17 protein-coding genes and 1 pseudogene are annotated in these 20,275 nt (G+C 70.2%); 6 read left to right on the top strand and 12 right to left on the bottom strand.

Annotated elements, in window-relative coordinates; translation table 11 throughout:
* Nucleotides 1-67: 67 nt before the first annotated feature.
* Complete coding sequence (locus ACWCRB_RS01925) at nucleotides 68-2,446, bottom strand: ATP/GTP-binding protein (RefSeq protein WP_450994201.1); 2,379 nt, start codon at nucleotides 2,444-2,446, stop codon at nucleotides 68-70.
* Between the two features lie 175 nt (nucleotides 2,447-2,621).
* On the opposite strand from ACWCRB_RS01925, the gene ACWCRB_RS01920 reads away from it, so the two are divergent.
* The 3 genes from ACWCRB_RS01920 (at nucleotide 2,622) to ACWCRB_RS01910 (ending at nucleotide 6,248) form a co-directional block, all read left to right on the top strand.
* A complete protein-coding gene (locus tag ACWCRB_RS01920; RefSeq protein ID WP_450994127.1) occupies nucleotides 2,622-3,728 on the top strand; it encodes a hypothetical protein in 1,107 nt (368 codons plus the stop codon).
* A 146-nt stretch (nucleotides 3,729-3,874) separates the two neighbouring features.
* Entirely contained in the window at nucleotides 3,875-5,218 is a 1,344-nt protein-coding gene (gabT, locus tag ACWCRB_RS01915; protein ID WP_450994126.1) for a 4-aminobutyrate--2-oxoglutarate transaminase, read from the top strand.
* A gap of 349 nt (nucleotides 5,219-5,567) precedes the next feature.
* The gene (locus ACWCRB_RS01910) at nucleotides 5,568-6,248 is read left to right on the top strand and encodes a phosphatase PAP2 family protein (protein ID WP_450994125.1); all 681 of its coding nucleotides are present in this window, start codon (nucleotides 5,568-5,570) and stop codon (nucleotides 6,246-6,248) included.
* Here ACWCRB_RS01910 and ACWCRB_RS01905 read toward each other — a convergent pair.
* The 9 genes from ACWCRB_RS01905 to ACWCRB_RS01865 form a co-directional block, all read right to left on the bottom strand.
* The gene (locus ACWCRB_RS01905; protein WP_450994124.1) at nucleotides 6,240-6,971 is read right to left on the bottom strand and encodes a hypothetical protein; all 732 of its coding nucleotides are present in this window, start codon (nucleotides 6,969-6,971) and stop codon (nucleotides 6,240-6,242) included. The genes ACWCRB_RS01910 and ACWCRB_RS01905 overlap by 9 nt on opposite strands.
* Complete coding sequence (locus ACWCRB_RS01900; RefSeq protein ID WP_450994123.1) at nucleotides 6,968-7,648, bottom strand: hypothetical protein; 681 nt, start codon at nucleotides 7,646-7,648, stop codon at nucleotides 6,968-6,970. The genes ACWCRB_RS01905 and ACWCRB_RS01900 overlap by 4 nt, the downstream gene beginning before the upstream one ends.
* A gap of 190 nt (nucleotides 7,649-7,838) precedes the next feature.
* On the bottom strand, nucleotides 7,839-8,291 hold the full coding sequence (locus tag ACWCRB_RS01895) for a hypothetical protein (RefSeq protein ID WP_450994122.1): 453 nt from the start codon (nucleotides 8,289-8,291) through the stop codon (nucleotides 7,839-7,841).
* Nucleotides 8,292-8,486: 195 nt separating this feature from the next.
* The gene (locus tag ACWCRB_RS01890) at nucleotides 8,487-9,905 is read right to left on the bottom strand and encodes an NAD(P)/FAD-dependent oxidoreductase (RefSeq protein WP_369033174.1); all 1,419 of its coding nucleotides are present in this window, start codon (nucleotides 9,903-9,905) and stop codon (nucleotides 8,487-8,489) included.
* A gap of 29 nt (nucleotides 9,906-9,934) precedes the next feature.
* Nucleotides 9,935-10,747 (bottom strand): ABC transporter permease, encoded by an 813-nt coding sequence (locus tag ACWCRB_RS01885; protein ID WP_369033175.1) that lies wholly within the window; start codon nucleotides 10,745-10,747, stop codon nucleotides 9,935-9,937.
* Nucleotides 10,748-11,674 carry an ABC transporter permease gene (locus ACWCRB_RS01880; protein ID WP_450994121.1) on the bottom strand — a complete coding sequence of 309 codons (927 nt, stop codon included), beginning with the start codon at nucleotides 11,672-11,674 and terminating at the stop codon, nucleotides 10,748-10,750. It abuts the gene before it with no gap.
* A complete protein-coding gene (locus ACWCRB_RS01875) occupies nucleotides 11,674-12,831 on the bottom strand; it encodes an ABC transporter ATP-binding protein (protein WP_450994120.1) in 1,158 nt (385 codons plus the stop codon). The genes ACWCRB_RS01880 and ACWCRB_RS01875 overlap by 1 nt, the downstream gene beginning before the upstream one ends.
* Nucleotides 12,832-12,883: 52 nt before the next feature.
* Nucleotides 12,884-14,131, bottom strand: a complete 1,248-nt coding sequence (locus tag ACWCRB_RS01870; RefSeq protein ID WP_450994119.1) for a polyamine ABC transporter substrate-binding protein — start codon at nucleotides 14,129-14,131, stop codon at nucleotides 12,884-12,886.
* Between the two features lie 56 nt (nucleotides 14,132-14,187).
* Nucleotides 14,188-15,711, bottom strand: coding sequence for a gamma-aminobutyraldehyde dehydrogenase (locus ACWCRB_RS01865; protein WP_450994118.1), 1,524 nt, complete (start codon nucleotides 15,709-15,711; stop codon nucleotides 14,188-14,190).
* A gap of 207 nt (nucleotides 15,712-15,918) precedes the next feature.
* On the opposite strand from ACWCRB_RS01865, the gene ACWCRB_RS01860 reads away from it, so the two are divergent.
* On the top strand, nucleotides 15,919-16,473 hold the full coding sequence (locus tag ACWCRB_RS01860; RefSeq protein ID WP_450994117.1) for an NADAR family protein: 555 nt from the start codon (nucleotides 15,919-15,921) through the stop codon (nucleotides 16,471-16,473).
* A 93-nt stretch (nucleotides 16,474-16,566) separates the two neighbouring features.
* Here ACWCRB_RS01860 and ACWCRB_RS01855 read toward each other — a convergent pair whose 3' ends face one another.
* Nucleotides 16,567-17,529 carry a DUF4190 domain-containing protein gene (locus ACWCRB_RS01855; RefSeq protein WP_450994116.1) on the bottom strand — a complete coding sequence of 321 codons (963 nt, stop codon included), beginning with the start codon at nucleotides 17,527-17,529 and terminating at the stop codon, nucleotides 16,567-16,569.
* 158 nt (nucleotides 17,530-17,687) lie between these two features.
* Here ACWCRB_RS01855 and ACWCRB_RS01850 point away from each other — a divergent pair.
* Nucleotides 17,688-18,852: pseudogene (locus tag ACWCRB_RS01850) on the top strand (adenosine deaminase).
* Nucleotides 18,853-18,898: 46 nt separating this feature from the next.
* Nucleotides 18,899-19,582: a glycerophosphodiester phosphodiesterase gene (locus ACWCRB_RS01845; protein WP_450994115.1), complete on the top strand. Its 684-nt coding sequence runs from the start codon at nucleotides 18,899-18,901 to the stop codon at nucleotides 19,580-19,582.
* 16 nt (nucleotides 19,583-19,598) lie between these two features.
* On the opposite strand, the gene ACWCRB_RS01840 is transcribed toward ACWCRB_RS01845, so the two are convergent.
* Complete coding sequence (locus ACWCRB_RS01840) at nucleotides 19,599-20,258, bottom strand: NADPH-dependent F420 reductase (RefSeq protein ID WP_450994114.1); 660 nt, start codon at nucleotides 20,256-20,258, stop codon at nucleotides 19,599-19,601.
* Nucleotides 20,259-20,275 lie beyond the last annotated feature (17 nt).

The following is a 20,275-nucleotide window of genomic DNA, read 5'->3' as shown; positions in this document are numbered from 1 at the left end:
ATTCTGCCTTACCGTACGTACCGCGTGCCCCATACGGACGACTCCATGACGACCCCATACGTATGACTCAGCCCCGCAGATCCACCAGCAGCGGCGGCGCGTGCTCGCCCTCGACGGTCGTGAGGGACAGCACCGCGTGCCCCGGCGGCACCTCGTGCGCCAGTTCGGACGCCGACCAGCGCTCCCGTTCGACCGTACGTACGGTCACGGCGTCGGTCGTGACGGCCTTGCCGGTGACGAGCTTGCGCAGGGCGTGGATCGCGCGCGTCATCGGCTGGTCCGCGAAGACCGTGTGCTTGGCCACGTCCCGTGTCTCCACCCAGGCGGTGCCCCAGGCCTGCGCGAACCGGCCGCCGTCCCAGGTCGTCACGCCGGAGAACGCCATCCGGCAGCCGACGGCGCCGTACAGCGGCCCGTGCAGCGCCTCCGGGACGTCGCCGATGGTCCGCAGGGCGAGCACGACGCCCGCGTTCTGGGAGCGCATCCGCTGGATACGCCGTACCGAACCGGCGGTGACCGTCCCGCTCGCGTCGTCGAGGACCAGACAGGCGAAGTGCGGGCGCCGCCCGTCCCGTACGACGGCACTGAACTGCGCGAGGACGAGCCGCGTGATCAGCCGCGCGGCCTCCTCGTGACCGTGCTCCGGCAGATCGACGCGGACGCGCAGCGGATGCTGGGTGAGGGAGCGAAGCGAGAAGGCCCGAGCGGCACCGCCCCCACCGAAGAACCCGTCGAAGACGGGCCGGTTGAGCAGCGAGAGCCGATCCGCGACGATCCGGCCGACGTCCGCCGGGCTCGCCGACTGCCGGATGCGTACGTCGAGTTCGCGCCGCATGACGGTGAACTCGTCCCCCGCGAGGGCGTCCCGCAGGGCGGTCAGCGCGGCGGGGTCGCTCTCCAGCAGCTCCCGCAGCACAGGCAGGGCGGGGAAACGGCCGTGCGCCGCCCTGTACGGGCCGAGCACCTGGGCGAGCGCGGTGGCCGCACTCTCGGTGCCGACGGTGTCGAGGTCACCGACCAGGGCCTCGGCGAGGAAGGCGGCGGCCTCGTCGGGGTCGTCGGAGTCGGCGTACGGATCGAGGTCGTGGACGGAGTCACGATCCCCTATCCGTACGACGACATCGAACGCGGAGTCGGCGGCAAGGGGCGTCCCGGGCGCGGAGACGGCAACGAAGGCGCACTGCCCGGTGAGCGCCCGCAGGGCCAGCGCCTCGGTCACCGGTTCGATGAGCTGCCGCGTCTTGCCCGCCCCCGACGGCCCAACGGCAAGCAAGGACGTGCCGAGCACCTCGGGCCCGAGCGCGGCACCGGCACCGTGATAGACGAGCGGCGCCCGCTCGGCCGCCACCCATCGCCCGATGCGCACCTGCCCCACGGACAGATCGTGCTGCGCGGTACGCCGGGCCAGGTCCCGCGCTCCGGAGGGATGACTCCAGGCAGCCGCGCCCTGCCGCAACACGGCGTCCCGGAAGCCCGCGAGCGCCCCGTCACGCCTGGCGACCGCCCAAGCGTGCTCGACCCGGGCGCAGTCGACGTCGTTCATACGACCGCCGGCCACCTCGGCGGTGAGCAGCTCGGCGGCCTCGTACTCACCGGCCTCGCGCAGGTCGGGCCACTGTTCACGGGGCCGGTCGGCGGGCAGGGGCCCGGTGGGCCCGGCAGCGGCCTTACGAGCGGCGAGGCGGTCCTTGACGTACCCCCACCAGCCCCCGATCCGGGCGAACGGCCAGACGACAAGCAGAGTGATGACGGCGTACAGCCCGCCCTTGAACACGGTCGACCCGAACACATCGAACCCACCGGCGATCAGGGCGACGAGGGCGAAGACGGCGTCGACGATCGGCAGGGCGTCCCAGCCGACGCCCGGGAAGGCGTGGGGAAACACAAAACTGAGCGTGACGAGAGCGCCGAGCAGCGCGAGCAGGGCCCGAGCGGGCTGCGGCCGGCGCGCGACGAAATGCCGGGCGATGTCGGGCCAACTACCGAGCCGCCCCATGGCATAGAGCAGCACCAGAAAGAAAACACCGTTGTAGACAAGGACGGCAGCACTGCCCTCCCACCCCTTGGGCGAGACGGTGCCACCCCACCACCAGTCCTCAGGCGTGAACAGCTTCAGCAGCACCGACTGGTAGGGCATCGCGCCCCGCCGCCAGACCGACCACAGGAACAACCCGACCACGAGCGGCACGAGTATCCCGACGACGGTGACCGGGGAGAGACGTTCCGCCGCCTGCGCCCCCTTGGGCAGCCGGTACCCGTAGCGCCAGATCCCCGGCCTGGCCGCGGGCCGAGGCGCATTGAGCCACTCGACGACGGACGCCCGAGCAGCCACCCCCGGCGCCCGCACCGGCCGAGGCGGCACGGAGGGCACGCCCGGCGGCCCCGCCGGACGCGGCACAGGATTCGCATGCGTACCCCGCGCGTCCTGCGTCCCGTCGCTGTCCATCGCCTTGCCCCCTGACCAGCCGTTCCGTCCATCATCAGCCATCAGGCGTCAATCTAACGCCCCCACAAGGGGAGTTCACCGCTTACAGGGCCGACCTCGCGGAGCGGACCTGCCCGTTCCGGATATCGTCGTCCCTTCTCGCAGGCCGCGGAAGACAAAAACGGGGGCTTCTCAAGTGACCGACCAGAACGACTCGGCGTACGGCGAGGGGGCTGTGGCGTGGGACGACCCCGCGACCCGGCGTGCGTGGCGGCGCCAGACGGGACGCAGTCTGCTGATCGTCGCCGCCTGCGCCGGGTACTGGACCCTGTTCACCAACGCCTCGGACGCGGTGCTGGGGCAATTGGTCTGGGTGACCGTGGCCTTCTTCCTCTTCACGGCGATACGCATCCCCATGGAACTGCTCGCCGAACTCCCGAACGCCTGGCGGGTCCGCCGCGTCCTGCGCGCCCATCCCTGGCACACCACCGTGAATCCACCGCACGGTGTCTCGGACCATCCGAAGGCACAGGACGTGCGTAACGCATGGTTCGAGGTACCCGACCCCGCCGCGCCGGAGCAGCGACTGCCGTTGGTCCTCTCCAGCACGCCGAGCTGGTGGAGGCGGCGTATGCGCGCGGAGGCTCCGCCGGAGCGCCGGGAGCAGATCGCCGTCCTGTGGTGGTGCGGTGTCCCGGGCGAGCGACTCGTCATCGCGGCCTCCCGCCGCACGGAGAAGGCCCCGCGCCACCTGCGCGAGCAGTACCAGCGCAACCTCCTGGTCCCGACGAAGGACGCCCCCCGGCCTGCCGCCGCCGTCCCCACGCCCGGAGTGAGCGCGCTGTCCCACCCGCCAACGCGCCGCGCGATACGCCGCAGGATGCACGCCCTCGTCGTGGCTCTCTTCCTCATCTGGCCGACCCTGATGTGTCTCCAGATCGCGGAGGTGGTGGCGGACGAGGGTCACGACAGGATCGGCCTGTTCGCCCTGCCCCTGGTCCTCGAACTGACGCTCCTCCCCTTCCACATCGGCCTGATCGTGGCCGTCCGCCGTATGGCGGCGACGCTCACCGAGCACTCGTGGCGCCTGGTCGACTGCGAGATCCGCCGCCATGGCACGAATCAGCGGATCACCGTCGGCGGCCTCACCCTGGCACTGGCCCCGCGGGTCCGCCTCGACCCGCGGGCCACTCAGCTGTGGATGGCCGGCCACCCGGACCGGCGCTGTCTGATCTCCGAGCCCGGCGGCGCCCGCCCACTCCGCGCCGGCGCTATGTCCACTGCGGACAACCGAATCCCCTGACAACGCCCACATGGAGCATGCCCACCCCCCTCTCCCACCCCTAGCCTGCGGAGAAAGCAGCGAAGCGTCCGAAATACTCCGCCCGCGAACCCCACCCGGAAGCCCAGCCAGGAAACTCCGGTTCGCAAGATCACCAGGGAGCCCTCATGACCGCCCTTCCCGCCCTCCCCCAGGAGCGCCGCGTACTCACCGCCATCCCCGGCCCCAAGTCCCAGGAGCTCCAGGCCCGGCGGCTGGCCGCCGTCGCCGGTGGGGTCGGGTCCGTGCTGCCCGTCTTCACCGCGCGTGCCGGTGGCGGGATCATCGAGGACGTCGACGGGAACCGGCTGATCGACTTCGGGTCCGGTATCGCCGTCACGTCGGTCGGCGCGAGCGCCGAGGCCGTCGTGCGGCGGGCCTCCGCCCAGCTCGCCGCCTTCACGCACACCTGTTTCATGGTCACGCCGTACGAGGGGTACGTCGAGGTCGCCGAGGCGCTCGCCGAGCTGACGCCGGGGGATCACGCCAAGAAGAGCGCCCTCTTCAACAGCGGTGCCGAGGCCGTCGAGAACGCCGTGAAGATCGCGCGGGCGTACACCAAGCGGCAGGCAGTGGTCGTGTTCGACCACGGGTACCACGGGCGTACGAACCTCACGATGGCCCTCACCGCCAAGAACATGCCGTACAAGCACGGCTTCGGGCCGTTCGCGCCCGAGGTGTACCGCGTGCCCGTCGCGTACGGCTACCGGTGGCCGACCGGACCCGAGAACGCCGGGCCCGAGGCCGCCGCGCAGGCCATCGACCAGATCAGCAAGCAGGTCGGGGCGGACAACGTCGCCGCGATCATCATCGAGCCGGTGCTCGGCGAGGGCGGGTTCATCGAGCCCGCGAAGGGGTTCCTGCCGGCCGTTCGGCAGTTCGCCGCCGACAACGGCATCGTCTTCGTCGCCGATGAGATCCAGTCCGGGTTCTGCCGTACGGGACAGTGGTTCGCGTGCGAGGACGAGGGCATCGTGCCCGATCTGATCACCACCGCGAAGGGCATCGCGGGCGGGCTGCCGCTCGCCGCCGTCACCGGGCGCGCCGAGATCATGGACGCCGCGCACGCGGGCGGGCTCGGTGGAACGTACGGCGGGAACCCGGTCGCCTGTGCGGGTGCGCTGGGCTCGATCGAGACCATGAAGGAACTCGACCTCAACGCCCGCGCCAAGCACATCGAGTCCGTCATGAAGGCCCGGCTTTCCGCCATGGCGGACAAGTTCGAGGTCATCGGTGACATTCGTGGGCGCGGCGCCATGATCGCCATCGAGCTGGTCAAGGACCGCACCACCAAGGAGCCCCACCCGGAGGCGACCGCCGCGCTCGCGAAGGCCTGCCATCAGGAAGGTCTGGTGGTCCTTACCTGTGGTACCTACGGCAACGTCCTCCGCTTCCTGCCTCCGCTGGTGATCGGCGAGGACCTCCTCAACGAGGGCCTCGACATCATCGAGCAGGCCTTCACCAGCGTCTGACCCGTTCCCGGCTCCCGCCGCCCCTCCGCACGACCCGTTCGTACCGGCCGACCGGCCCGGATTCCGCTTGTTTCCGGGCCCGTGCGGAGCCGGTGCGGACGCCGTCAGAGCGTGTGAAGAAGGTGTGCGGGGTGGATGGCGGGTCGCCGATCCGCCTGTTTCAGGCCCCTTCCCTGCCGTAGGTTCTATCCAGATGAGAGATACACCCCGCCCGCAGGAAACTGTGGGTGGCACCTGGTCGGGGCCTCCCCAGCTTCGATCCGGTCGTGCCCTCGCGCACACAACCGGAGCTTCCGGCTCCGGGTCTCCTCACCGATCGGACAGTCGCCCGCCCCAAACCCCCCGGGGCGTGCGACGATCCGATCTGATCGACCGGCCCGGTACTCTCCCCCCTGTTCCGGGCCGGTCGAACTCTCGGTTTCTCCTCTCCCTCCTGACCTTCGCGGTCCTCCTCTTCGCGCTGATCACCTGGCAGGTCGCCGTCCACGGCCCCCTCGCCCGCGCGGACGAACGCCTCAGCGACTCACTGGTCCACCCCACTCGCGGCTGGGCACTCCTCGCCGATCTCGGCGGCATCGCGGTCGCCGTTCCGGTCCTTCTCGTCGTCCTGGTGTACGTCGGACTGCGCGCGCGTCGGGCGGGTACGGAACGCTGGTGGCGGGAACCGGTCGGCGCGGGCCTGCTGATGGCGGTCGTACCGGCGATCGTCGTACCGCTGAAGGAACTGGTCGCCCGGTCCGGGCCGCCGGTCATGGGACCCGGCACCGGCTTCTACCCCTCCGGTCACACCGCGACGGCCGTCGTCGCCTACGGCTCCGCCACCCTGCTCCTGCTGCCGTGGCTGCGCCGTACGTACGCCCGCCGACTCACTCTGATCAGCTGCCTCGTCCTCAACGCGGCCGTCGCCGTCGGACTGGTCGTCCGGGGTTTCCACTGGCCGCTGGACGTGGTGGCGAGCTGGTGCCTGTGCTCGGCACTGCTGATCCTGCTGCGGCTATTCGTCGTCCGCAGGCCGTCATCCTCACCGTGATCCCGTCGGCGGCCAGGCCACCCTCCAGTGCGGCGCCAGCACATGCACCGGGGTGAAGTCGGGCTCGGTGCCGCCCGGGTGGAAGGTCCGCATGGTGGTCTCGGCGGTCACCATGAGGTCCCAGCTCATCGTGGCCCGTTGGTCGCCACAGGTGACATCGGCGAGCAGCCGCCAGTCGACGCGCCGACGGTCCGCCGTGTGCGGGGCGAGCACGATCCGCCAGGCCGAGCCGGCGGCGATCCGCAGCGGCAGCCCGAAGTCCGGCACCACGGGTATGCCCTTCGCGTCGAGCGCGGGACGCACCAGCGGCGGGATCTCGTCGAGGAACACCTCCACGTCCGGCACCTGCATGGGCTGGTAGTTCTCCAGGGCGCGCCGACGCGCCTCCGACAGGTCCTCGGCGAAGGAGATGCCCTGCTGCCCGGGCTGGGGCGCGATGCTCACTCCGCTGGGCTTCATCGGGCGACGGCCGGTCACCTCGGCGCGCAGAGCGTGCAGTACGAGGTCCGGGTCGCCGCTCGCCACCAGGTCCACGTACACGTTGTAGCCGGTCAGGGGGATGTGCAGGGGCTCCGGGCCGACGGTGGTGCTGGGGTCGAGCACGGCGAAGACATGGCTCAGCCCACCGACCCGTATCTCGAAGTTCTCGGGGCGCGGGGACTCCCCCGGAGGTCCCGGTACCTCGTTCGGCCGTTTCTTCTCGCGTCCACGCCACCACTTCACGCCAGGTCCTCCCAGCTCAGGCCGCGCGGCGGTCGGGCCGCCGTGCGGAACGGGTGGCCCGCGAGATCCACCCTGACCGTTCCGGTGCGCCGGCCGCACACCCAGTCCAGCTCCAACTCCCAGGCCACCTGCCAGCGTTCGGTCTCCGCGCGCAGTTCGAACGTCTCCGGGTCGTCCGGGCCGACCGTGTACGAGAACGTGGCCGGCGTGTCCTCGCCGCGCGGATCGAGGCGGGGCGGGTCCTCATCGAGCAGCACGGTGTACGCGCGCACCGGCAGGATCCCGGCGTGCGGCGACAACTCCCCGCGCGGAGGCCTCCGTTCGATGACGACGACCCGAAGTCCCGCCAGTACCACGGTACGTTCGGTCGCCGTGACGTACAGCTTCACGGTGTGCCCGCTCGCCGGTACCACGCGGGGCGGCTCACCGGCTCCCGCGGGCACATGGACGTAGCTGGCGTCCGAGACACGGACGTGGATGTCCAACGGGTCGCCGCGGGGTATTCGGCGACGCTGCAGGCGGACCGTTTCCTCGACCAGGACGGCGGTGACGACCGCGCTCAGGACCGGGGCGAGCCAGCCCGGGGCCAGGTCGGAGACCCACAGGACGACCGCCGTCACGGCGGCCACGGCGAGGGCGGCCGCGACCGCGCGCCCTCGGGCCCGGACACGCCTCACTCTGTCTCCGAGCGCCACGGCCACTCCTGTCTCCGTCAGTTACCCGGCTGTACCCAGCTGTTGGCTGCACGACACACCTACGGCACCCCAACAGCGCACACCTGTGCGCCACATGGCCACGGTTCGCGTCGACCGCACGGACGGCCGACGAGAGCGTGGTCATGCGGTGACTACGAGAACCGCGCGAGCCTCACCTGTCCTCGTCCGTCGCCAGACCCGCCGCCGCCTCGTGCATGGCCAGTTCGAGGAGTGCCGGGTCGGTGAGGGTGCCCGAGCCGTCCGGCGGGATCAGCCAACGGACGCCTCCGGTCGCGCGGTTGGGGTACGGCACGACGATCCACGTGCCGTTTCCCGCCGTACGCACCCCCGTGCCCAGCCAGCGGGCCGCGGTGCCCGGCGGCACGAAGAACCCCATCCGGGAGTCGCCGAAGTCGACGAGTACCGGGCCGAGTTGGTCGATGACGCGGGTGAGGACGTCGAGGGTGGGGTAACCGAGTTCGCCCGGCAGGATCAGTACGTCCCAGGCCTTGCCGGCGGGCAGCAGCGCGATCCCCAGGGGATTGCGCTCCCACTCCCACCGGCAGGCCTCGGGATCCGGAGCCACGGACGCCAGCCACTCGACCGCCGTTTTCGCCCCTGTCATGAGGGGTCCTCCCTTTCTCTGTGAACGCTGGTCGCGTCACGAGGGAGAGGGAGGTTTCCCGCAAGCATTACGCGGGTTCGGCTACTTATTGGTAGTGAACCAGGTCACGATCATGAGCCGGGCGTACGCGCCCCGTAAGGGGCGCGGGGAACTGCGCGACAAGCCCCCACCGCCCCGCAGCCGACGAACGACCCACTAACTGTCGAATCCCAACCCGAACCGATCCATCGCCCGAAGCCACAGATTCCGCCGCCCCCCATGCGCATCCGCCCGCGCCAACGACCACTTGGTCAGAGCGATCCCCGTCCACGCGAACGGCTCCGGCGGAAACGGCAACGGCTTCTTACGAACCATCTCCAGCGCCGTGCGCTCCGTCCGCTCCCCCGCCAGCAGATCCAGCATCACGTCCGCCCCGAAGCGCGTCGCGCCCACACCGAGCCCGGTGAACCCCGCCGCATACGCCACCCGCCCCCCGTGCGCGGTGCCGAAGAACGCCGAGAAGCGCGAGCAGGTGTCGATCGCGCCGCCCCACGCGTGGGTGAAGCGGACGCCCTCCAGCTGCGGGAAGCAGGTGAAGAAGTGGTCGGCCAGCTTGGCGTAGGTCTCCGGGCGGTCGTCGTACTCGGCGCGTACCCGGCCGCCGTACGGATAGATCGCGTCGTAACCGCCCCACAGGACGCGGTTGTCGGCGCTCAGCCGGAAGTAGTGGAACTGGTTGGCACTGTCCCCGAGGCCCTGCCGCCCCCGCCAGCCGACCGAGGCGAGCTGCTCCTCGCTCAGGGGTTCGGTCATCAGCGCGTAGTCGTAGACAGGGACGGTGTACGCCCGTACGCGCTTCACCAGGCTCGGAAAGATGTTCGTGCCGAGCGCGATCCGGCGGGCGCGGACCGACCCGTAGGGGGTGCGTACGGCCATTCCCGCGCCGTACGGCCGCAGGGTGAGCGCCGGTGTGTGCTCGTACACGCGCACGCCCAGACGCAGGCAGGCCCGCTTGAGCCCCCAGGCCAGTTTCGCCGGGTTGAGCATCGCGACGCCGGTGCGGTCGTGCAGGCCGGCCAGGAAGGTGGGGGACGCGACCTGGTCCCGTACCGCCTCCGCGTCCAGGAACTCCGTGCCGGTCGCTAGACCCTTGGACGTCAACTCCTCATGCCAGGCGCGGAGTTCGGCCGCCTGGTGGGGTTCGGTGGCGACGTCGATCTCGCCGGTGCGTTCGAAGTCGCAGTCCAGGGAGTGGCGGGCCACGGCCTTCTCGATCTCGTCGAGGTTCTGCGCGCCCAGTTCCTGGAGGCGGTGGATCTCGTCCGGCCAGCGGGCGAGACCGTTGGCCAGGCCGTGGGTGAGGGAGGCGGCGCAGAAGCCGCCGTTGCGGCCGGAGGCGGCCCAGCCCACCTCACGGCCCTCGACGAGCACGACGTCCCGTTGCGGGTCGCGCTCCTTGGCGATCAGCGCGGTCCACAGCCCGCTGTAGCCGCCGCCCACCACGAGCAGATCGCAGCTCTCGCCGCCGGTGAGGGCGGGCTCGGGGTGCGGCTTGCCGGGGTCGTCCAGCCAGTACGCGACGGGCTGGGCGTCGGAAAGAGACTTGGTCCACATACTCATGGCGCTCGGGGCCATGATTTCAACTCCCTACAGGGTTTTTCTGATTACGCCTTTTGCTTGTTACGGCGATTACTGACGACCATTCCACTCAGCACCAGCAGCACGGCGACCAGGAACATGGCCGTACCGATGACATTGATCTGCACGGGAGTTCCGCGCTGTGCCGAGCCCCAGACGAACATGGGGAAGGTGACGGTCGAGCCCGCGTTGAAATTGGTGATGATGAAATCGTCGAAGGAGAGCGCGAAGGCGAGCAGCGCGCCCGCGGCGATTCCGGGCGCCGCGATGGGCAGGGTCACGCGTACGAAGGTCTGCACCGGGCCCGCGTACAGGTCCCGGGCGGCCTCCTCCAGCCTCGGGTCCATCGACATCACGCGTGCCTTCACGGCGACGACGACGAAGCTGAGGCAGAACATGATGTGGGCGATCAGAATCGTCCAGAAGCCCAACTGCGCGCCCAGGTTGAGGAACAGGGTGAGCAGCGAGGCCGCCATGACGACCTCGGGCATCGCCATGGGGAGGAAGATCAGGGAGTTGACGGAGCCCCGCGCGCGGAAGCGGTACCGCACCAGCGCGAAGGCGATCATCGTGCCGAGGACGGTCGCCCCGACGGTCGCCCAGAAGGCGATCCGGAGGCTCAGCGAGAGCGAGCCGCACATGTCGGCGACCCCGCACGGATCGCGCCAGGCGTCCGTCGAGAACTGCTGCCACTCGTAGTTGAAGCGGCCCTTCGGCTTGTTGAAGGAGAACACCGTGACGACGATGTTCGGCAGCAGAAGATAACCGAGGGTGATCAGTCCCGCGATGACGACGAAATGGCTCTTGAGCCAGCGCCCGATGGAGTTCACGAAGGCCATTTAAACCAGGTCCTCCGTCCCGGACTTGCGGATGTAGAGGGTGACCATGATGAGGATCGCCGCCATGAGGATGAAGGAGAGGGCGGCGGCCGTCGGATAGTCGAGGATGCGCAGGAACTGCGTCTGGATGACGTTTCCGATCATGCGGGTGTCCGTCGAGCCGAGCAGGTCGGCGTTGACGTAGTCGCCGCTCGCCGGGATGAAGGTGAGGAGCGTGCCGGAGACGACCCCGGGCATCGACAGCGGGAAGGTGACCTTGCGGAAGGTCGTGAACGGCCTGGCGTAGAGGTCACCGGCCGCTTCGTGCAGCCGTCCGTCGATGCGTTCGAGCGAGGTGTAGAGCGGCAGGATCATGAACGGCAGGAAGTTGTACGTCAGACCGCAGACCACCGCGAGCGGCGTGGCCAGCACCCGGTCGCCGGCCGTGATGCCGAGCCAGCTGGTGACGTCCAGGACGTGCAGCGAGTTGAGGGCTCCGACGACCGGGCCGCCGTCCGCGAGGATCGTCTTCCAGGCGAGCGTACGGATCAGGAAGCTGGTGAAGAACGGCGCGATGACCAGGATCATGATCAGGTTGCGCCAGCGTCCCGCGCGGAACGCGATGAGGTAGGCCAGCGGATACCCCAGCACCAGACACAGGATCGTCGCGGCACCCGCGTACAGCACCGAGCGCAGGAACTGCGGCCAGTAGTCGGCCACGGCGTCCCAGTAGGTCGCGAAGTGCCAGGTGACCTTGTAGCCCTCCTCCAGGGAGCCCGTCTGCACGGACGTGGAGGCCTGGTAGACCATCGGCAGCGCGAAGAACACGAACAGCCAGAGGATGCCGGGCAGGAGCAGCCAGTACGGCGTCCAGCGGCCCCTTTTGCGCGGGGGCTTCTTGGCCGGGACGGGCGCCAGGGGCGGCGCTTCGGGGGTCGCGGTGGCCATCAGGCGGCCGCCTCCTCGTCGACCGTGCCGACGCCCGCGTCGATGTCCTGGTCGGCGTCCAGGCCGAAGGTGTGGGCCGGGTTCCAGTGCAGGACGACATCGGCGCCGGGCGCGAGCCTGGCGTCGCGGTCGATGTTCTGGACGTACACCTCGAACTCGGGGCAGACGGGGCTGTCGATGACGTACTGCGTGGAGACGCCGATGAAACTCGTGTCGGCGATCTTGCCGGTGATGCGGTTGCGGCCGGCCGGGATGTCGCCGGCGTCGTCCGCGTGCGTGAGGGAGATCTTCTCGGGGCGGACCCCGACGAGCACCTTGCCGCCGGTCCTGGTCGGCGCGGAACAGCGGACCTCCGGAAGCAGCAGCTTGCCGCCGCCCGCCTTGAGGACGATCTCGTCGCCGCTCTTGGCGTCCACCTCGGCCTCGATGAGGTTGGAGGTGCCGAGGAAGTTCGCGACGAAGGTGGTCTGCGGGTTCTCGTAGAGATCGGCGGGCGAGCCGAGCTGTTCCACGCGCCCCGCGTTCATCACGGCGACCGTGTCGGCCATCGTCATGGCCTCCTCCTGGTCGTGTGTGACATGCACGAACGTGATGCCGACCTCGGTCTGGATGCGCTTCAGCTCCAGCTGCATCTGGCGGCGCAGCTTGAGGTCGAGGGCGCCGAGCGGCTCGTCCAGGAGCAGCACCTTGGGGGTGTTGATCAGCGCGCGGGCCACGGCGACGCGCTGCTGCTGGCCGCCGGAGAGCTGGTGCGGCTTCTTGCGGGCCTGCTCGCCCAGCTGGACGAGTTCCAGCATGTCCTCGACCTGCTTCTTCACCGACTTGATGCCGCGCCGGCGCAGGCCGAAGGCGACGTTCTCGAAGATGTCGAGGTGCGGAAAGAGGGCGTACGACTGGAAGACGGTGTTCACCGGCCGCTTGTACGGCGGCAGGTTGGTGACCTCCTGCTCGCCGAGGTAGACGGTCCCGGAGGAAGGTTCCTCCAGCCCGGCGATCATCCGCAGGGTGGTCGTCTTGCCGCAGCCGGAGGCGCCGAGCAGGGCGAAGAAGGAGCCCTGCGGGACGGTGAGGTCGAGGGGGTGTACGGCGGTGAAGGAGCCGTAGTTCTTGCTGATCCCGGAGAGACGGACGTCGCCGCCGTGTTCTGTGCTGGTCATGGTGTGGTCCTTGGGGAGTCGGAGAGGTTTCGCACCGCTGGGGCAGGCGTGGCTACGCCCCTGTCAACTTCGCGAACTTCTCCTCGTACGCCGTCTCTTCTTTCTGGCTCAAGGACCTGAACGCGTGGGACTTCGCGGCCATCGCCGCGTCGGGGATGATCAGCGGGTTGTCCGCCGCCGACTCGTCGATCTTCGCGAGGTAGGGCTTCACTCCGTCGACGGGACACACGTAGTTGATGTAGGCGGCCAGTTCGGCGGCGGGTTCGGGCTCGTAGTAGTAGTCCATGAGCCGCTCGGCGTTCGTCTTGTGGCGCGCCTTGTTGGGGATCAGCATGTTGTCGGTGGACGTGATGTAGCCGCTGTCCGGGATGATGAAGTCGATGTCCGGGCTGTCCGCCTTGAGCTGGACGACGTCCCCGGCCCAGGCGATACAGGCCGCGAAGTCGCCCGAGGTCAGGTCGGCCGTGTAGTCGTTGCCGGAGAAGCGGCGGATCTGGCCCTTGTCGACGGCCTTCTGGAGACGGGCGGTCGCCGCGTCGAAGTCGTCGTCGGTGAACTTCGCCGGGTCCTTGCCCATGTCGAGCAGGGTCATGCCGATGCTGTCGCGCATCTCGGAGAGGAACCCGACGCGCCCCTTGAGCTTGGGGTTGTCGAGCATGTCGGAGACCGACTTCACCTCTACGCCGTCGAGCGCCTTCTTGTTGTAGGCGATGACGGTCGAGATGCCCTGCCAGGGGTACGAGTAGGCGCGGCCCGGGTCCCAGTCGGGGGTACGGAACTGCTCCGCCAGGTTCGCGAACGCGTGCGGAAGGTTCGACGCGTCCAGTTTCTGGACCCAGCCGAGGCGGATCAGCCGGCCCGCCAGCCAGTCGGTGAGGACGATGATGTCCCGGCCCGTGTCCTGGCCCGCCGCGAGCTGCGGCTTGATCTTGCCGAAGAACTCGACGTTGTCGTTGATGTCCTCGGTGTACTTGACCTTGATGCCGGTCCTCTTGGTGAACGCGTCGAGCGTGGGGTGGTGCTTCTCGCTCTCGTCGACGTCCATGTACTCGGTCCAGTTGGAGAAGTTGACGGTCTTCTCCTTGGCCGAGTAGTCGTCCGCGGAAACGCCTCCGGCGGTCTTGCCGGCCGCGGGAATGCCGCAGCCGGTCAGCGCGCCGAGGCCGCCGGCCACGAGGGCGCCGCCCGCGGAGGCGCGCAGCAGGGACCGGCGGGTCAGGGCGGCCCTGCCGTTCCTGAAGCTGCGCCGCATGGCGGCCACCTGGGCCGGGGAAAGGCGGTCGGGCTCGTACTGCTCCATGCGCTGGTGCCCTTTCGGGAGGGTGTGCGGCCGCTGGTCGGTCGGCCTGTGTCCGGTCAGCGGTCCCCGAAGATCGTGCGGTGCCAGTCCTTTCGGGCAACCGCAGTGTTGTCGAACATGACGTGCTTGATCTGCGTGTACTCCTCGAACGAGTACGAAGACATGTCCTTGCCGTAGCCGGACGCCTTGTACCCGCCGTGGGGCATCTCGCTGATGATCGGAATGTGGTCGTTGACCCACACACAGCCCGCCTTGATCTCGCGGGTGGCGCGGTTCGCCCGGTAGACATCGCGGCTCCAGGCGGAGGCGGCGAGACCGTAGGGCGTGTCGTTGGCGAGCCGGATGCCTTCGTCGTCGCTGTCGAAGGGGAGTACGACGAGAACGGGCCCGAAGATCTCGGACTGGACGATCTCGCTGTCCTGGGCGGCGCCGGCGACCAGGGTGGGCAGGTAGTAGGCGCCGTTTTTCAGCTCCCCCTGGGGAGCCTCGCCGCCGGTCACCACGCGCGCGTAGGCACGCGCCCGCTCGACGAAACCGGCGACCCGGTCGCGCTGCGCGTGCGAGATGAGCGGCCCGAGGTCGGTACCGGGGGCGAACGGATCACCCAGCCGGACACCCTCCATAAGGGCAGCCGTTTTCGCGACGAACTCCTCGTACAGCGGCCGTTGCACGTACGCGCGCGTGGCGGCCGTGCAGTCCTGCCCGGTGTTGATGAGCGCGCCCGCGACGGCGCCGTTGACGGCCGCGTCGAGATCGGCGTCGTCGAAGACGACGAAGGGTGCCTTGCCGCCCAGCTCCAGGTGGAGCCGCTTGACGGTGGCGGTGGCGACCTCGGCGACGCGCTTGCCGACGGCGGTGGACCCGGTGAAGGACGTCATGGCGACATCGGGATGCCCGACGAGATGCTCCCCGGCCTCCTTGCCGGTCCCGGTGACGACATTGATCACCCCGTCCGGAATCCCGGCCGCGGTGGCCGCCTCGGCGAAGAGGAGGGAGGTCAGCGGGGTCAGCTCGGCGGGCTTCAGCACGATCGTGTTGCCGGCCGCGATCGCCGGGAGGATCTTCCAGGCGGCCATCTGGAGGGGGTAGTTCCAGGGCGCGATGGAGCCGACGACACCGATGGGTTCCCGGCGGACGTACGAGGTGTGGTCACCGGAGTACTCCCCGGCCGACTGTCCCTGGAGGTGCCGGGCGGCGCCGGCGAAGAACGCGGTGTTGTCGATCGTCCCCGGCACGTCGAACTCACGGGTCAGCTTGAGCGGCTTGCCGCACTGGAGGGACTCGGCGCGGGCGAATTCCTCGGCGCGGTCGGCGAGGACGGCGGCGAAGCGGTGCAGCGCGTCGGAACGCTCGCCCGGGGTGGCCCCGGCCCAGCCCGGGAAGGCGGCACGCGCCGCTGCGACGGCGGCGTCCACGTCGTCAGGACCGGCCAGCTCGTACGTGTAGACCTCGTCGCCGGTGGCGGGGTCGACGACCGCGAACGTACGGCCGGAGGTGCCGTGGGTCAGACGGCCCGCGATGTACTGCGCGCCGGCCGCGAGCCGCTCCTGCGCCGGGAAGCGATGGCCCGGATTGTGCATGTCGCTCTCCTCCGTCGCCCTCCCCGATTTGCGGGGGTCAACGTAGCTCCAGGTCGATTTGAGTGCCGATCCTGACAGAGTAAGTGGACTCCAACAAGGGATTCCGTTGTTGCCTTTTGGTTACGCGACGGAATCTGTCGACCAGGTGTCGAGCCGAACGGGAAAAGGCAGGACGCGTTGTCAGTGGTGGCTGCCAGACTCGCGTGCATGAGGAAGATCGATTCTCGGGACACGCTGGTCAGCGCGGTCCGGTCGGGGGAACGCATCAAGTATCTGCACTTCTGGGGGCACCGGCCACGCCAGGACGGCCGCGTGGGAGCGAACTGTCTCAGCCAGTGGTGGCCGGCCCCGTTCTCGGTGGCCGGGGTGGAGTACGCGACGGCGGAGCACTGGATGATGGCCGCCAAGGCCCGCCTGTTCGAGGACCCGGAGGCGGAGCACCGGGCGATCACAGCACCGAACCCGGCACTCGCGAAGAAGGCCGGCCGTCTCGTACGCGGCTTCGACGAGGCCGTGTGGCAGCGCGAGCGCTTCGGCATCGTGGTCGAGGGCAGCGTCCACAAGTTCGCCGCGCATCCCGAACTACGGGAGTTCCTCCTGGCCACGGGCAACCGCGTCCTGGTGGAGGCAAGCCCCGTGGACCGCGTATGGGGCATCGGCCTCGCAGCGGACGACGAGGCGGCACAGGATCCGGAGCGCTGGCGGGGGCCGAATCTGCTGGGGTTCGCACTGATGGCGGCACGGGAGCAATTGCGGGGCTAAGAGGAGCGCCCCATAGGGGCGCGGGGAACTGCGCGACCAGCCACGACGCACCCGCAGAATCAGTGCAACCCCAAGCCCCCGTCGTTCTGCTCGCTAGCCCCGCAGGACCAGCACCGTCGAGTAACCGTCATCAAACGTACTCGCGTCACTGTCGTCGCCAAAGGCGATGACGACGACGCCGAACGCCACAGCGATGACGATCCCGACCGCCCCGCAGATGATCCCGGCCAGCGCCTGCCCCCCATTGGTCGCCTCCCCCCGGCGAACCTTCCCACGCCCGATCACACCGAAGATCACCGCAAGGATGCCCAGGATGATCGCCAGCGGCCACAGACAGAAGATGACGGCCGAGACGATCCCGACCACGAGCGCGGCCGTACCCATGCCATTGCTCGGCTGGGGCGCCATGGGAGCCCAGCCGTAGCCAGGGCCACCGCCGTAGGCCGGAGGGGGCGGGGCATACACGGGACCGCCACCGCCGTACCCGGGCTGCTGCGGGTAGCCGTACACCGGTCCGGCCGGGTAGGAGTGCGGGGCCTGTCCGGGCCCGTCGGGGGCTATGGGCGGCGGAGGCACGGGCGCGGCGGGCTGCGCGTACGAGCCGTGCGGGGCAGGGGGCGCGAAGGGGTTGTCCTGCGGGGTGCCCGCCACGTGACCGCCGGGCGGGGCGAACGGGTTGGCCCAGGGCTGGGGCGCGGGCGGGGCGGCCGGGGCAGGGGCCGGCTGGGGAGCCGACGGAGGCGAGGCGGACGCCGGCGCCGCGGGGACCGTCGGGTGGCCCTGGGCAGAGGGAGGCGGCGGGGTCGTACCCCCGTCGTCCCAGAACAACGTGGCCCCGGAGCCCGAGGCATCCTCGGCCGGCGGTGCCCAGGGATCGAACTCGGGCCCGGAGTCCGCGGTGCCGCCGGAGGCCGGAGGCTTGTCCAGCGGGACCCGGGCAGGCGTACCGCTCGCGGGACTCTCGCTGACGGTCTCACCGGTCGCCGCGCCCTCGGAACTCGCCCCCTCCGAAGGGACGTTCTCCGGTGGATGCGGCGGCTGCGCGGCGTCGGACATGCGTGGGGTCCCCTCGTTCGTACGTTCCCGTCATGCTACGGCCCGGGATCACAGGGCGACGGGGGACCTCGGCATCCCCTCCCGCCACTCCCCTGCCCGCCAGTCGCCGCGCCCGCGCCCGCTCCCGCCCCGGGACGAAATCCTGTGGGCGTCTCCCCATGGACCCGGCCTACGATGATCCCCGAGTCATCGATCAGCCGATCACCCGCGTCCCGCCGACCGTCGCATGTCCGGGGCGCCGTTCCCGGGGAGGAACCCTTGACCGACAACCACCAGCGCTCCGCGGCAGGCGTCCCTGACCCGCACGCCTTCATCGCCGGGCTGCCCAAGGCCGAACTGCACGTCCATCACGTCGGCTCCGCCTCCCCGCGGATCGTGTCGGAGCTGGCCGCGCGCCATCCCGACTCCAAGGTCCCCACCGACCTCGAAGCCCTGGCCGACTACTTCACGTTCACGGACTTCGCCCACTTCATCCAGGTGTACCTGTCCGTCGTGGACCTCATCCGGACCCCGGAGGACGTACGGCTGCTGACCTACGAGGTGGCCCGCGACCTGGCCCGGCAGCAGGTCCGGTACGCCGAGCTGACCATCACGCCGTTCTCCTCGACCCGCCGCGGCATCGACGGGCGCGCCTTCATGGACGCGATCGAGGACGCCCGGAAGTCGGCCGAGGCCGAGTTCGGGACCGTACTGCGCTGGTGCTTCGACATCCCGGGCGAGGCCGGGCTCGAAGCGGCCGAGGAGACCGTACGGCTCGCCACCGACGACCGGCTGCGCCCGGAGGGGCTGGTCTCGTTCGGGCTCGGCGGGCCCGAGATCGGCGTACCCAGGCCGCAGTTCAAGCCGTACTTCGACCGGGCGATCGCCGCCGGACTGCGCTCGGTGCCGCACGCGGGCGAGACCACCGGGCCGGAGACCGTCTGGGACGCGCTGAACCATCTGCGCGCAGAACGAATCGGGCACGGTACGAGTTCCGCCCAGGACGCCGAACTGCTCGCGCACCTCGCCGAGCAGCGCATCGCCCTGGAGGTCTGCCCGACCTCCAACATCGCCACGCGCGCGGTTCGTACGCTCGACGAGCACCCGATCAAGGAGTTCGTGCGGGCCGGCGTCCTCGTGACGATCAACTCCGACGACCCGCCGATGTTCGGCACCGATCTCAACAACGAGTACGCGGTCGCCGGGCGGCTGCTCGACCTCGACGAGTGGGGTCTCGCGGACCTCGCCAAGAACGCCGTCGAGGCCTCCTTCCTCGACCCGGCGGGCAAGGCCGCGCTGGCCGCCGAGATCGACACGTACACCTCGGCGTGGCTCGCCCGCTGAGGGACACCGGGGAACATCACGGGCCCCGTCCCAGCACAATGGACCCATGCAGAACGTGACCGCCGTGGCCCATCGCGGCGACCCCTACCGCTTCCGTGAGAACACCGTCGACTCGCTGCGTTCCGCGCTCGACCAGGGCGCGGACGCGGTCGAGTTCGACGTACGGCTCACCCGTGACGGCGTGCCCGTGCTGCTGCACGACGCGACGCTGAAGCGGCTGTGGGAGCAGGACCGGCCGCTGGCCGCGCTGTCGTCGGCCGAGGTGCACGGGCTGACGGAGGGCGGGGTGCCGACGCTCGCGGAGGCGCTGGCCGTGACCGAGGGCAGCCGGGTGATGATCGATCTGCCGGGGTCGCCCGATGCGCGGGCGGTACGGCGGGTGGTGGACGCGGTCCGGGAGTGCGCGGCGGAGGACCGCGCGTACTACTGCGCGGACGCCCCGGCGATGCTCGCCGTGCGCGCGGCCGACCCGTCCGCCGAGATCGCCCTGACCTGGAAGACCCTCGCGCCGCCGCGCCCGGCCCTGCTGGCCGCGGTGCGCCCGCGCTGGCTCAACTACCGCTTCGCCCTCGTCGACCGGAGCCTCACGGCACGGGTGCACCGGGACGGCTACCTGCTGTCGGTGTGGACCCCGGACACCCGCCGTTCCATGCGGCGACTGCTCGACGTGGGCGTCGACTCGATCACCACGAACCGCATCGCCGCGTTGTGCGCGCTGCGCAAGGGGTGACGGAGCCTCCGACGTGTCAGGTGCGCCCGCCCGCGAACTCCCGTGGCGGCGCGATCGCCTGAGCGTCCGCCCCCTCCCCCACCCACAGCCCGATCAGCAGCGCCGCCGTCGCCTCCAGCAGGGCCGCCCGGTCCAGGCTCCCGGCGTTCAGCGGCTCACAGCCCAGGTCGCGGACGAGCTGTCGTACGACGGACAGCGCGTGTTCGTCGTCGCCGCACAGGGGGACGGCGAGCGGGCGGCCGTCGAAGACCGGCGGGGTCAGGCGCCAGACGTCCTCGTGGCAGAGGTTGAAGGCCTTGACCACATGGGCGACGGGGGCGGCGGACGCCATGCGCCGGGCGGCTGAGGGGCCGCCCGCCGTCAGCAGGGCGAAGCCCGGGCCCACGGGGTTGGTGCAGTCGATCAACACCCGCCCGCGCAGCGGAACTTCGAGCGCGGCGACCGTCTCCGCCGCCACCGGGTAGGGCAGCGCGAGGAGTACGGCGTCGGTGCCGTGTTCCGCCGCCTCCCGCAGGCCCCCGCTGCCGACGGCGCCGATGCGGTGGGCCAGGTCCGCCGCGCGTCCGGCGTTCCGGCCGCCGACGAAGACCTCGTGACCGGCCCGCGCCCACTGGGCGCCCAGGGCGTCCGCCATTCCCCCCGTACCGAGGATTCCCACTCGCCTTCTCGTTCTCATGTTGCTGACGGTAGAAG

The sequence above is a fragment of the Streptomyces sp. NPDC002156 genome (assembly GCF_053593675.1).
Note: the sequence above shows the minus strand (reverse complement) of the source record. Positions and strands in the feature narration are given on the sequence as shown.

What these genes read in the sequence shown, in the direction of transcription:
- ACWCRB_RS01925 (WP_450994201.1), bottom strand. Translation starts at nt 2,446, where the DNA reads ATGGACAGCGACGGGACGCAGGACGCGCGGGGTACGCATGCGAATCCT.
- gabT (WP_450994126.1), top strand. Translation starts at nt 3,875, where the DNA reads ATGACCGCCCTTCCCGCCCTCCCCCAGGAGCGCCGCGTACTCACCGCC.
- ACWCRB_RS01895 (WP_450994122.1), bottom strand. Translation starts at nt 8,291, where the DNA reads ATGACAGGGGCGAAAACGGCGGTCGAGTGGCTGGCGTCCGTGGCTCCG.
- ACWCRB_RS01890 (WP_369033174.1), bottom strand. Translation starts at nt 9,905, where the DNA reads ATGGCCCCGAGCGCCATGAGTATGTGGACCAAGTCTCTTTCCGACGCC.
- ACWCRB_RS01885 (WP_369033175.1), bottom strand. Translation starts at nt 10,747, where the DNA reads ATGGCCTTCGTGAACTCCATCGGGCGCTGGCTCAAGAGCCATTTCGTC.
- ACWCRB_RS01880 (WP_450994121.1), bottom strand. Translation starts at nt 11,674, where the DNA reads ATGGCCACCGCGACCCCCGAAGCGCCGCCCCTGGCGCCCGTCCCGGCC.
- ACWCRB_RS01875 (WP_450994120.1), bottom strand. Translation starts at nt 12,831, where the DNA reads ATGACCAGCACAGAACACGGCGGCGACGTCCGTCTCTCCGGGATCAGC.
- ACWCRB_RS01870 (WP_450994119.1), bottom strand. Translation starts at nt 14,131, where the DNA reads ATGGAGCAGTACGAGCCCGACCGCCTTTCCCCGGCCCAGGTGGCCGCC.
- ACWCRB_RS01865 (WP_450994118.1), bottom strand. Translation starts at nt 15,711, where the DNA reads ATGCACAATCCGGGCCATCGCTTCCCGGCGCAGGAGCGGCTCGCGGCC.
- ACWCRB_RS01860 (WP_450994117.1), top strand. Translation starts at nt 15,919, where the DNA reads ATGAGGAAGATCGATTCTCGGGACACGCTGGTCAGCGCGGTCCGGTCG.
- ACWCRB_RS01855 (WP_450994116.1), bottom strand. Translation starts at nt 17,529, where the DNA reads ATGTCCGACGCCGCGCAGCCGCCGCATCCACCGGAGAACGTCCCTTCG.
- ACWCRB_RS01845 (WP_450994115.1), top strand. Translation starts at nt 18,899, where the DNA reads ATGCAGAACGTGACCGCCGTGGCCCATCGCGGCGACCCCTACCGCTTC.
- ACWCRB_RS01840 (WP_450994114.1), bottom strand. Translation starts at nt 20,258, where the DNA reads ATGAGAACGAGAAGGCGAGTGGGAATCCTCGGTACGGGGGGAATGGCG.